Origin of the sequence: Pseudomonas sp. YJ42 (assembly GCF_047225135.1) — a bacterium.
Classification (GTDB): Bacteria; Pseudomonadota; Gammaproteobacteria; order Pseudomonadales; family Pseudomonadaceae; genus Stutzerimonas; species Stutzerimonas stutzeri_E.
Genome location: NZ_CP178378.1, coordinates 1,877,824 through 1,890,204, shown reverse-complemented (window position 1 = coordinate 1,890,204; position 12,381 = coordinate 1,877,824). Strand labels below are relative to the sequence as shown.

Genomic DNA, 12,381 nt, shown 5'->3' with positions numbered 1-12,381 from the left:
CTGAACCCGCAGTGCCGGGGTCTGTCGAAATCATTCACACCTGCTGTAAGGTAAAAACTACATGAGTGAGCATCCCGAAGAGCCGAACAAGCCAGTCGAGCCGGAGAGCTTGCTGCCGATCGACGAGCATGTCGAAGAAATCCAGGATTCCGAAGGGCGCAAAGTGCGTCATCGCGGCATTTACTTGCTCCCCAACCTGTTCACCACGGCCAACCTCTTCGCCGGTTTCTTCTGCATTATCACGGCGATCAACGGCAACTTTTATGTCGCTGCCGCCACGGTATTCGTGGCGATGGTGCTCGATAGTCTGGATGGCCGGGTGGCGCGCTTGACCAACACCCAGAGTGCTTTCGGTGCCGAATACGATTCGCTGTCGGACATGGTCGCCTTCGGTCTCGCACCCGCCGTACTGGCTTATGAATGGGCGTTGTCGGGATTGGGCAATGTCGGGCTTACCGTCGCGTTCATTTATGTGGCATGCGCGGCGCTGCGTCTTGCACGGTTCAACACGCAGATCGGGAAAGTCGACAAGCGCTGGTTCATCGGCCTGGCCAGCCCGGCGGCCGCCGGTGTAGTTGCCGGCTCGGTGTGGGCGGTGTGGGCGCTGGACGAGCCGGGCATCCGCGGCGCGGATCTGCCGATCGCCGTGGTGATGCTGTTTGCTCTGTTGGTCGCCCTGGCCGGCCTGTTGATGGTCAGCAACATCAAGTACTACAGCTTCAAGGACCTGGATCTCAAAGGGCGGGTGCCCTTCGTGGCGATCCTGGTGGTGGTCCTGGTCTTCGCCGTAGTGTTCAGCGATCCGCCGCGTATCCTGCTATTGATCTTCCTTGCCTATGCCGCTTCCGGGCCTGTGCAATTCCTGATGCGTCGTCGCAAACGCGTCGAGAGTTGATTTCCAGAGTGATCCGCTGTCTATTGAATGGCCCAGGCCTAAGGCAGCGGAGCACATCATGCTTATCAAGATCCCTCGTCGCAGCGATTGCCATGAATCCGAGGTGACCCCCGAAGCGCTTTATCTGAATCGCCGGCAGGTCATGCAAGGGGCTGCGCTGTCTGTCGCCTGCGCGGGCTTGCCGCTGATGGCCTGCGCGCAGGAAGGGCGGTACGAAGGTGTCGACGCGGACGATGCGCCTGCTTGGTTCGATGCCAAGCGCGGTGAGGCGCGTTGGGAAGCCGTTGTCGCCAAAGGCGAGGCCATCACGCCCTATCGCGATGCGACGCACTACAACAACTTCTATGAATTCGGCCCGGACAAGGGCGATCCCGCAGCTCATGCGCCCAAGCTCGTCACCGAGCCCTGGACGGTCATGGTCGATGGTGAAGTAGCGAACCCGGGGGCCTACTCCGTCGAAGACCTGTTTGCGGCGCCCCGGCTCGAGGAGCGTATCTATCGCTTGCGTTGCGTCGAGGCGTGGTCGATGGTCATCCCGTGGCTGGGCTTTCCGCTAGCTGAACTGGTCCGCAGCCTCGAGCCCACCTCCAACGCTAAGTTCGTGCGTTTCGAGACCCTGGCCAGGCCCGAGCAAATGCCAGGAATGCGTACGGGTTTTTCGCTGATCGACTGGCCCTACGTCGAGGGGTTGAGGATGGACGAAGCGATGCATCCGCTGAGTTTGATGGTGGTCGGCATGTATGGTCGCGTACTGCCCAACCAGAATGGCGCGCCCCTGCGCCTGATTGTTCCATGGAAGTATGGTTTCAAGAGCATCAAGTCCATTGTGCGCATCAGCTTCGTTCGGGAGCAGCCGGCAACCACTTGGCAGACAATGGCGCCTCAGGAATATGGCTTCTATGCCAACGTAAATCCCGACGTCTCCCATCCTCGATGGTCTCAGGCGAGGGAGCGACGACTGCCCGGTAGTTTGTTCAGTCCCAACGTCAGGGCAACGCTTGCATTCAATGGATATGCCGATGAAGTTTCGAGCCTGTACGCCGGAATGGATCTGAGCAAGGACTATTGATGCGCTGCCCATGGTGGCGGCTGCTGTTGTTCCTGGCCGCGGCGAGCGTGCCTTGCTATTGGCTGTACTTGGGGGCTATCGCGGCACTGGGGCCCGACCCTGGCAAGGTGCTGGTGGACAACTTGGGGCAAGGCGCTCTGGTGATGCTGCTGTGCTCGCTCGCAATGACGCCGTTGCAGCGACTCACAGGCTGGTCCGGATGGATCGCATTCCGTCGCCAGCTGGGGCTGTGGTCGTTTGCCTATGCAGTGCTGCACGTCTCGGCCTATCTGTATTTTTTGCTGGGGCTCGACTTCACCGGCTTCACGGCTGAACTCGTCGAGCGGCCCTATATCGCCGTGGGCGCGATTGCGCTGCTGGGGTTGTCGGCACTCGCCGCTACGTCCAACCGTGGGAGCATGCGCAAGCTGGGCAAGCGCTGGAAGAAACTGCATCGGATCGTTTATCCGATTGTCCTGATTGTGCTGCTGCACATGTTATGGGTCGTGCGAGCTGACGCTGGGCGCTGGGCGCTTTACGCCACGGTTGCTGCTGTTCTGCTGCTGGCACGGTTGCCATCGGTAGAAAGAAAGCTCGCTGGCCGCGGCAGGGCGAAGCGAGTGCGATCTATTGATTGAAACAAAACTGAAAACAACCGTTGACGTGGTTTTGTGAGTGCCTATAATGCGCACCTTCTCCGGCGCAGGCCTTTGGCGAAACGTCTTGTAAATCAAGAAGTTAGCTAAAATAAAGGCTTGCACGGAAGGCGGCTTCGAGTAGAATGCGCCGGGCTGGCAGGGTGGAGGTTGAGTCCTGTTGGCAGCTTCGGTCGGGTTGATCGGAAGCGGTTGAAAGAGGTGGTTGACAGCGGTTTTGGACGCTGTATGATTCGCCTCCCGCTGGCGAGAGACGCTAGGTTGATCGGAAGCGCAAGCGGTTGAGAAAGAAAAACTTCTTCAAAAACAGCTTGACGAGAAACAAGGCTGCTGTAGAATGCGCGGCCTCGGTTGAGACGAAAGACTTGATCGAAACGCTCTTTAACAACTGAATCAAGCAATTCGTGTGGGTGCTTGTGAGGTAAGACTGATGGTCAGCAAGATTATCAGCATCACAATGTACTCAACGAGAAATCATTGAGTGCTCTTCTTTTAGGAGAAGAGATTTGCGATTGCTGAGCCAGGTTTAGGGTTTTCTCAAAACCCAAGCAGTATTGAACTGAAGAGTTTGATCATGGCTCAGATTGAACGCTGGCGGCAGGCCTAACACATGCAAGTCGAGCGGATGAAGGGAGCTTGCTCCCTGATTCAGCGGCGGACGGGTGAGTAATGCCTAGGAATCTGCCTGGTAGTGGGGGACAACGTTTCGAAAGGAACGCTAATACCGCATACGTCCTACGGGAGAAAGCAGGGGACCTTCGGGCCTTGCGCTATCAGATGAGCCTAGGTCGGATTAGCTAGTTGGTGAGGTAATGGCTCACCAAGGCGACGATCCGTAACTGGTCTGAGAGGATGATCAGTCACACTGGAACTGAGACACGGTCCAGACTCCTACGGGAGGCAGCAGTGGGGAATATTGGACAATGGGCGAAAGCCTGATCCAGCCATGCCGCGTGTGTGAAGAAGGTCTTCGGATTGTAAAGCACTTTAAGTTGGGAGGAAGGGCAGTAAGCTAATACCTTGCTGTTTTGACGTTACCGACAGAATAAGCACCGGCTAACTTCGTGCCAGCAGCCGCGGTAATACGAAGGGTGCAAGCGTTAATCGGAATTACTGGGCGTAAAGCGCGCGTAGGTGGTTTGTTAAGTTGGATGTGAAAGCCCCGGGCTCAACCTGGGAACTGCATCCAAAACTGGCAAGCTAGAGTATGGCAGAGGGTGGTGGAATTTCCTGTGTAGCGGTGAAATGCGTAGATATAGGAAGGAACACCAGTGGCGAAGGCGACCACCTGGGCTAATACTGACACTGAGGTGCGAAAGCGTGGGGAGCAAACAGGATTAGATACCCTGGTAGTCCACGCCGTAAACGATGTCGACTAGCCGTTGGGATCCTTGAGATCTTAGTGGCGCAGCTAACGCATTAAGTCGACCGCCTGGGGAGTACGGCCGCAAGGTTAAAACTCAAATGAATTGACGGGGGCCCGCACAAGCGGTGGAGCATGTGGTTTAATTCGAAGCAACGCGAAGAACCTTACCAGGCCTTGACATGCAGAGAACCTTCCAGAGATGGAGGGGTGCCTTCGGGAACTCTGACACAGGTGCTGCATGGCTGTCGTCAGCTCGTGTCGTGAGATGTTGGGTTAAGTCCCGTAACGAGCGCAACCCTTGTCCTTAGTTACCAGCACGTAATGGTGGGCACTCTAAGGAGACTGCCGGTGACAAACCGGAGGAAGGTGGGGATGACGTCAAGTCATCATGGCCCTTACGGCCTGGGCTACACACGTGCTACAATGGTCGGTACAAAGGGTTGCCAAGCCGCGAGGTGGAGCTAATCCCATAAAACCGATCGTAGTCCGGATCGCAGTCTGCAACTCGACTGCGTGAAGTCGGAATCGCTAGTAATCGTGAATCAGAATGTCACGGTGAATACGTTCCCGGGCCTTGTACACACCGCCCGTCACACCATGGGAGTGGGTTGCTCCAGAAGTAGCTAGTCTAACCTTCGGGGGGACGGTTACCACGGAGTGATTCATGACTGGGGTGAAGTCGTAACAAGGTAGCCGTAGGGGAACCTGCGGCTGGATCACCTCCTTAATCGAAGACTTCAGCTTCTTCATAAGTTCCCACACGAATTGCTTGATTCACTAGCGAAAAGCGATTGGGTTTCGACCCGAGAGAGACGATTGGGTCTGTAGCTCAGTTGGTTAGAGCGCACCCCTGATAAGGGTGAGGTCGGCAGTTCGAATCTGCCCAGACCCACCAATTGTCATGGGATGTGGCCGATCTGTAGATGGGGCCATAGCTCAGCTGGGAGAGCGCCTGCTTTGCACGCAGGAGGTCAGCGGTTCGATCCCGCTTGGCTCCACCATTACCTCGACATCGCTTGAAAGCACAGAAATGAATAGATTCCTTAGAGGAGTGTATTGATTTCTGGTCTTTGCGCCAGTAACTGTTCTTTAAAAATTTGGGTATGTGATAGAAGTAGATTTGGGTAATTACTTTCACTGGTGATTATTCAAGTCAAGGTAAAATTTGCGAGATGCTCGAGAGAGCAAAATGCGGATTTTCGGCGAATGTCGTCTTCACGTTATAGACAGTAACCAGATTGCTTGGGGTTATATGGTCAAGTGAAGAAGCGCATACGGTGGATGCCTTGGCAGTCAGAGGCGATGAAAGACGTGGTAGCCTGCGAAAAGCTTCGGGGAGTCGGCAAACAGACTGTGATCCGGAGATGTCTGAATGGGGGAACCCAGCCATCATAAGATGGTTATCACACACTGAATACATAGGTGTGTGAGGCGAACCAGGGGAACTGAAACATCTAAGTACCCTGAGGAAAAGAAATCAACCGAGATTCCCTTAGTAGTGGCGAGCGAACGGGGACTAGCCCTTAAGCTTCTTTGATTTTAGCGGAACGCTCTGGAAAGTGCGGCCATAGTGGGTGATAGCCCTGTACGCGAAAGGATCTTAGAAGTGAAATCGAGTAGGACGGAGCACGAGAAACTTTGTCTGAATATGGGGGGACCATCCTCCAAGGCTAAATACTACTGACTGACCGATAGTGAACTAGTACCGTGAGGGAAAGGCGAAAAGAACCCCGGAGAGGGGAGTGAAATAGATCCTGAAACCGTATGCGTACAAGCAGTGGGAGCCTACTTTGTTAGGTGACTGCGTACCTTTTGTATAATGGGTCAGCGACTTATTTTCAGTGGCGAGCTTAACCGAATAGGGGAGGCGTAGCGAAAGCGAGTCTTAATAGGGCGTCTAGTCGCTGGGAATAGACCCGAAACCGGGCGATCTATCCATGGGCAGGTTGAAGGTTGGGTAACACTAACTGGAGGACCGAACCGACTACCGTTGAAAAGTTAGCGGATGACCTGTGGATCGGAGTGAAAGGCTAATCAAGCTCGGAGATAGCTGGTTCTCCTCGAAAGCTATTTAGGTAGCGCCTCGTGTATCACTGCTGGGGGTAGAGCACTGTTTCGGCTAGGGGGTCATCCCGACTTACCAAACCGATGCAAACTCCGAATACCAGCAAGTGTCAGCACGGGAGACACACGGCGGGTGCTAACGTCCGTCGTGAAAAGGGAAACAACCCAGACCGTCAGCTAAGGTCCCAAAATCCTGGTTAAGTGGGAAACGATGTGGGAAGGCTCAGACAGCTAGGAGGTTGGCTTAGAAGCAGCCACCCTTTAAAGAAAGCGTAATAGCTCACTAGTCGAGTCGGCCTGCGCGGAAGATGTAACGGGGCTCAAACCAGGTACCGAAGCTACGGGTTCAACGTAAGTTGAGCGGTAGAGGAGCGTTCTGTAAGCCTGTGAAGGTGAGTTGAGAAGCTTGCTGGAGGTATCAGAAGTGCGAATGCTGACATGAGTAACGACAATGCGAGTGAAAAACTCGCACGCCGAAAGACCAAGGGTTCCTGCGCAACGTTAATCGACGCAGGGTGAGTCGGTCCCTAAGGCGAGGCTGAAGAGCGTAGTCGATGGGAAACGGGTTAATATTCCCGTACTTCTAGTTACTGCGATGGGGGGACGGAGAAGGCTAGGCCAGCTTGGCGTTGGTTGTCCAAGTTTAAGGTGGTAGGCAGAGGTCTTAGGTAAATCCGGGATCTTAATGCCGAGAACTGATGACGATCCTTCTTTTAGAAGGAGAAGTGGTTGATGCCATGCTTCCAGGAAAAGCCTCTAAGCTTCAGGTAACTAGGAACCGTACCCCAAACCGACACAGGTGGTTGGGTAGAGAATACCAAGGCGCTTGAGAGAACTCGGGTGAAGGAACTAGGCAAAATGGCACCGTAACTTCGGGAGAAGGTGCGCCGGTGAGGGTGAAGGGTTTACCCCGTAAGCTCATGCCGGTCGAAGATACCAGGCCGCTGCGACTGTTTATTAAAAACACAGCACTCTGCAAACACGAAAGTGGACGTATAGGGTGTGACGCCTGCCCGGTGCCGGAAGGTTAATTGATGGGGTTAGCGCAAGCGAAGCTCTTGATCGAAGCCCCGGTAAACGGCGGCCGTAACTATAACGGTCCTAAGGTAGCGAAATTCCTTGTCGGGTAAGTTCCGACCTGCACGAATGGCGTAACGATGGCGGCGCTGTCTCCACCCGAGACTCAGTGAAATTGAAATCGCTGTGAAGATGCAGTGTATCCGCGGCTAGACGGAAAGACCCCGTGAACCTTTACTATAGCTTTGCACTGGACTTTGAATTTGCTTGTGTAGGATAGGTGGGAGGCTTTGAAGCGTGGACGCCAGTTCGCGTGGAGCCAACCTTGAAATACCACCCTGGCAACTTTGAGGTTCTAACTCTGGTCCGTTATCCGGATCGAGGACAGTGTATGGTGGGTAGTTTGACTGGGGCGGTCTCCTCCTAAAGAGTAACGGAGGAGTACGAAGGTGCGCTCAGACCGGTCGGAAATCGGTCGTAGAGTATAAAGGCAAAAGCGCGCTTGACTGCGAGACAGACACGTCGAGCAGGTACGAAAGTAGGTCTTAGTGATCCGGTGGTTCTGTATGGAAGGGCCATCGCTCAACGGATAAAAGGTACTCCGGGGATAACAGGCTGATACCGCCCAAGAGTTCATATCGACGGCGGTGTTTGGCACCTCGATGTCGGCTCATCACATCCTGGGGCTGAAGCCGGTCCCAAGGGTATGGCTGTTCGCCATTTAAAGTGGTACGCGAGCTGGGTTTAGAACGTCGTGAGACAGTTCGGTCCCTATCTGCCGTGGACGTTTGAGATTTGAGAGGGGCTGCTCCTAGTACGAGAGGACCGGAGTGGACGAACCTCTGGTGTTCCGGTTGTCACGCCAGTGGCATTGCCGGGTAGCTATGTTCGGAAGAGATAACCGCTGAAAGCATCTAAGCGGGAAACTTGCCTCAAGATGAGATCTCACTGGAGCCTTGAGCTCCCTGAAGGGCCGTCGAAGACTACGACGTTGATAGGTGGGGTGTGTAAGCGCTGTGAGGCGTTGAGCTAACCCATACTAATTGCCCGTGAGGCTTGACCATATAACACCCAAACAATTTGATGTTTGCGTGTCAGACGGTTGAAGTCGACAAACAAACCGAAAAGACGCATCGCTCGCAAGCGAAACCAATACAGCAACACCATCACATACCCAATTAGGGGAAGCGACTGAACACCGACTCCCCAACCGAATTGCTTGACGACCATAGAGCGTTGGAACCACCTGATCCCATCCCGAACTCAGAAGTGAAACGACGCATCGCCGATGGTAGTGTGGGGTCTCCCCATGTGAGAGTAGGTCATCGTCAAGCTTCTACACCAAACCCCCGATCATCGAAAGATGACCGGGGGTTTGTCTTTGGGCGCGGGAAAACTCGCTGGGCTTTGGGGCTCCGGTAGCATTGGCCTAGCGAGAAGAGTTACGGCTTTGGATCCGGGCAGGCTGGCTGCGATAGCAGCAAGCCGCTCATGCATCGAGCTATCTGGCTCTGTGAATCACCAATGCCGAGGAACTGGCAGGCTAGAAGAAGCGGCTGTTGAGATAGACGCGCTCGACGACAATCGATGCGTGGCGGAGCGACGATCAATGCGGATCGTCACACCGTTTGGGAGGAGACTCATGGCTACGGGCAAACCGCACTCTTGCGTATGAGATAGCTTTGGACTAGAGGCGATAGAAAAGGCCGTTTCGGCTGGCGCCAGCCTGCGCCACCGGCAGCAGACTGGTCAGCTCTCGACCACCGCGTTCAGCTAACCGGCTCGACCTCTTTCACGGCTTTTGGATCAGAGGCGGCGATCGATGCCTCAGCCTGATCACGGCGCTTAATGAATTTCCAATCCGCTTCGTCGATATAGATTCCGGCCGGGCCGCTACCGCCTTCCAGGTCGATAGCCACATGTGCCGACACCTGCGGCTTCACCGAGGCCAGAATCGGCACGAAGCCGAGTTGCAGGCTGGTTTCGATGAGTGCCTGCTGGTTGCGTTCATCGATGTCGGCCGCCTCATCCAGGTAATAGGGAAGGCGAATACGACCGGCCTGTTCGCGGTCCATCAGGTGCAGCAACAGGTACATGTTGGTCAGTGCCTTGATGGTCATCGTCGTACCGTTGGACGCCGCGCCGTCGATGTCGGTATGGATCACCGGCTGGCCGCCCACCTTGGTGATTTCGAACGCGAGCTCGAACAGGTCCTTCAGGCCCAACTGATTGTTGTTAGCGGCAACCAAGCGTGCCAGGTATTCCTTGGCCTCCTCGTTTTTGCTGTCCTGTTCGCTGCTTTGCTGCAGGTCGAATACGGACAGCGTCTCGCCTTGCTCGTATTGCCCGGCGCTGTGGATGATCTGGTCGATATGCTTGAGCGCATCCTTGTTCGGTGCCAGGACGATGCGAAAGCTTTCGAGGTTCGAAACCTGGCGCTTGTTGATCTCGCGGTTGAACAACGCCAGCTGATGCTCGAGGCTGTCGTAGTCGCTGCGGATGTTGCGCAAGGTCCGGGCGATATCGGTGACGGCCGCGCGACGTGCCTTGGCGAGCGTCAGGGCTTCGTCCTGGCGATGCGCGTAAGCGTTCACCAGCAGTTGCAACCGCCGCTCGGGATCTTCTTCGCTATCAAACTTGGCGACGCCCTTGAGGCGCACCTGCGCGTAGAGCGCTTCGATCTGGCCGTCGACGCGTTGCAGCGCCTGCCAGCTGTCCTGATAGTCGTTGAGCAGCGGCTGGAGGTTGTCCAGCGAGTCGTCCACCGGATCCATGAAGGGCGTACCGAATGGTAGATCTGCAGGCAGCAGCTGACGGCGACGTAGCGCGTCCTCCAACGTGCGCTCCTTGGCCTCGAGATCCGCCAGCTGACGGCCGACCAGTTGCAGCTTCGCCGATAGATGTTGCACTCGCTCGGTGAAGGCATCGCTGGTCCGCTTGAGTTCGTCCTGCGCCGCCTCGGCCTGGGCCAGTTGCTCAAGCTTACTGTTCTCTTCGGCTGAGAGCGTCTGGCAACGGCGGAAGTCCTCCAAGGCTTTTTGGGCGTCTAGCACCTGCTGGTAGAGCTGTTCGGCCTGCGCCTTGCTCGCGGCGCGGTCGACCGCCACTGAATGCTGGGCCTTGAGTTGTTTCAGTTCACGCTCCAGTCGATCCTTCTGGTCACGCAATGCGGCACGATCAGCCAGCGCCTGCAGGGCCGGCGGTTCAATATGGGACAAGTCGATAGATAACCCGGGCGCCTCGAAGCGCTCGCCCTTGAAGCCGTCCAGGACCGCTTCGAGCGACTTGACCCAGGCCTCGCCATCATCCAGCGCGATGCCTTTGTCCCCTAGCGGCAGGCTGAATAGCTGCCCATTGAACAGCCGCATGAGGCGATCAACGTCCGCTTGCGAGAACTCCTCACGCAGACGGGAGTAGCTGTTGTTGTCCGCGTGGTCCAGTTGCTGCCGGACCGACTTGAGCCGCTTCTCAAGGTCGCGCAGGCGCTCGTCGAGGTCCTCGCTGGAGAACTGGCGCGACTGCGATAGCGCGCCGGCCAACTCGTCATGGGCATCCTTGGCGGCGAGCAACTGCTGCTCGAGCACATGAGCATCATCGACCAGCGCAAAGCGGTTTTTCAGCGAGGAGAGCTCGCCCAGCCAGCGTTGAATCTCACTGATCTCACGCTCCAGGCGCATCAGTTCGGAGGTGCTTCCACGTTGTTCGTTCTGCAGGCCGTCCTGCTCGCGGCGATAGTGTTCGGCCTGGATGACCAGCTCTTCCTTGCGCGCGCCAGCATAGTCCTGCCAGGTCCCGAGCAGCGAGTCGAGCAAAGGCGACAAGCGATGCAGTTTGCCGCGCAGCAGTTCTCGCTGCGCCACGCCGGCAGCGAGAGCTTCAACCAACGGCCCGGCTGCAACCAGCGCTTGATAGTCCTGCTCCATGCGGCGCACGTCGCGGAAAGCCTCTTCGGTAGCTGCAATGTAATCGACACTGCCGGAGCGCAGGCTGTGCTCGAACGCATCGAGGAACAGCTGCTTGAGCTTGGCCGCCGTTATCTCGCGCATGTGCAGCAGGTTGATGAAAAGTGCGCGGAACGTCTTCAGGCTCTGCTCGCTGGTCGAACGCAGTGGGATCAGCGTCATGTCCAGCGGGATAGCGGTGTGGCCGCCGACCAGCAGGCGGCGTAGTTCGTCCGGCTTGGCCTCGTAGGCCTTGATGCCGGCGCGCTCCAAATTGGCGAACAGCTCGCGTTGGCGTAGGCAGGTGCCGTTCTGCTGGTAGTGATCGAGATCCAGCGAGCCCTGGTAGACGAAGAACTGGTGACCGAAGCCACCACCCGGCCCGCGACCAGCAACGCCGATTACGTGAGGGCCATGGGGCAGGGCGACTTCAACGAGGATGTAGCTGGTGTCGCTGGCGAAGTAGAACTTGCGCGACTGCTCAAGGCTGTACTTGCCGAAACTCATATCCGACATGCGCGCCAGAATCGGAAACTGCAGCGCATTGATCGACGCGGACTTGCCCAGGTTGTTCGCACCGTAAACAGATAACGGCGTTTCCAGCGGAAAGATGCCGAGGCTATAGCCGGCGGTGTTCAGCAGGGCGAAGCGGCGGATGCCGTAGCGTTCCTGGCTCATGCTTCAAGCTCCTTTTCTTCGGCGATGGCGCGTGCCAGGGCATCTTCTTCGCTATCGTCAGGGTCGCGATCGATAAGAATGATGTCGTCCTCTTCTTCCTCGGCCATGAGCTGAGGTGCCGCCAGTGCTAGATCGCTGCTGTGCAGGTTCGCCGCGAGGTCGCGGTCCTGCTGGACGGATAGGCAGACGTCGAGGAAGCGGTGCATCGGCGGCAGGAAACGGTAGATGCCGTTGCTGTCTTCGGCGAAGCCTAGTTGCGTCAGGCGGCGGATCACCTTTTCTTCCAGCTCGTCCTGGGTGGTCACCTCGGCCTGCAGGAACAGGTCGCGGTATTTGTCCAGCAGCGCGGGCAGTTCGTCCCGGCCCAGGGTACCGCCGTCGAGCACCGCGAGTGGATCGCGGCCCTGATCGGCCAGATGCTCGACCAGGATGAAGGTGAACAACGCCAGGCGCTGTGCGGTCTTGTTGACCTGCGCCCCCATCTGCTCGGGGACGAAGTAGTAGAAGCCGCGTGGGTCGCAGACCAGCTCGAAGCCGAGCGCCTTGAACAGAGCGCGGTACTGGTCCTGCATGTTGGACAGCTGGGCGTAGCATTCCGGCTCGCTGCGGGACAGGTGATATCCCTTGAACAACTCGCGGAAGATTGGGGCCAACTGGGTCATTTCTTTCAGATCGATGTTCATAGGCAACTCAGGGCAATCGGCGGGTGAAAACCG

5 protein-coding genes, 2 tRNA genes and 3 rRNA genes are annotated in these 12,381 nt (G+C 56.7%); 8 read left to right on the top strand and 2 right to left on the bottom strand.

Going from position 1 to position 12,381, the window contains the following annotated elements:
* Positions 1–61 precede the first annotated feature (61 nt).
* From pssA to rrf, 8 genes are all read left to right on the top strand, one after another.
* The gene (gene pssA, locus ACL0K2_RS08445) at positions 62–895 is read left to right on the top strand and encodes a CDP-diacylglycerol--serine O-phosphatidyltransferase (protein ID WP_239610549.1); all 834 of its coding nucleotides are present in this window, start codon (positions 62–64) and stop codon (positions 893–895) included.
* Positions 896–953: 58 nt separating this feature from the next.
* Entirely contained in the window at positions 954–1,964 is a 1,011-nt protein-coding gene (gene msrP / locus ACL0K2_RS08440; protein WP_413044222.1) for a protein-methionine-sulfoxide reductase catalytic subunit MsrP, read from the top strand.
* Positions 1,964–2,581, top strand: coding sequence for a protein-methionine-sulfoxide reductase heme-binding subunit MsrQ (msrQ, locus tag ACL0K2_RS08435; RefSeq protein WP_045163420.1), 618 nt, complete (start codon positions 1,964–1,966; stop codon positions 2,579–2,581). Before msrP ends, msrQ begins: the two co-directional genes overlap by 1 nt.
* A 574-nt stretch (positions 2,582–3,155) precedes the next feature.
* Positions 3,156–4,692, top strand: a 16S ribosomal RNA gene (locus ACL0K2_RS08430).
* 91 nt (positions 4,693–4,783) lie between these two features.
* Positions 4,784–4,860: transfer RNA gene (locus tag ACL0K2_RS08425), tRNA-Ile, on the top strand.
* 30 nt (positions 4,861–4,890) lie between these two features.
* Positions 4,891–4,966 (top strand) — tRNA-Ala (locus tag ACL0K2_RS08420).
* A gap of 253 nt (positions 4,967–5,219) precedes the next feature.
* Positions 5,220–8,110: ribosomal RNA gene (locus ACL0K2_RS08415) — 23S ribosomal RNA — on the top strand.
* A gap of 154 nt (positions 8,111–8,264) precedes the next feature.
* Positions 8,265–8,380, top strand: a 5S ribosomal RNA gene (gene rrf / locus ACL0K2_RS08410).
* Together the 16S, 23S and 5S rRNA genes with 2 tRNA genes alongside form the textbook arrangement of a ribosomal RNA operon.
* A gap of 435 nt (positions 8,381–8,815) precedes the next feature.
* On the opposite strand, the gene mksF is transcribed toward rrf, so the two are convergent.
* Positions 8,816–11,665 (bottom strand): Mks condensin complex protein MksF, encoded by a 2,850-nt coding sequence (gene mksF / locus ACL0K2_RS08405; RefSeq protein WP_413044221.1) that lies wholly within the window; start codon positions 11,663–11,665, stop codon positions 8,816–8,818.
* Positions 11,662–12,348 (bottom strand): Mks condensin complex protein MksE, encoded by a 687-nt coding sequence (mksE, locus tag ACL0K2_RS08400; RefSeq protein ID WP_239611402.1) that lies wholly within the window; start codon positions 12,346–12,348, stop codon positions 11,662–11,664. The genes mksF and mksE overlap by 4 nt, the downstream gene beginning before the upstream one ends.
* Positions 12,349–12,381: the final 33 nt, after the last annotated feature.

Bases quoted from the DNA above. Each gene is read 5' to 3' on its own strand.
- pssA (WP_239610549.1), top strand. From the start codon at position 62: ATGAGTGAGCATCCCGAAGAGCCGAACAAGCCAGTCGAGCCGGAGAGC.
- mksE (WP_239611402.1), bottom strand. From the start codon at position 12,348: ATGAACATCGATCTGAAAGAAATGACCCAGTTGGCCCCAATCTTCCGC.
- msrQ (WP_045163420.1), top strand. From the start codon at position 1,964: ATGCGCTGCCCATGGTGGCGGCTGCTGTTGTTCCTGGCCGCGGCGAGC.
- mksF (WP_413044221.1), bottom strand. From the start codon at position 11,665: ATGAGCCAGGAACGCTACGGCATCCGCCGCTTCGCCCTGCTGAACACC.
- msrP (WP_413044222.1), top strand. From the start codon at position 954: ATGCTTATCAAGATCCCTCGTCGCAGCGATTGCCATGAATCCGAGGTG.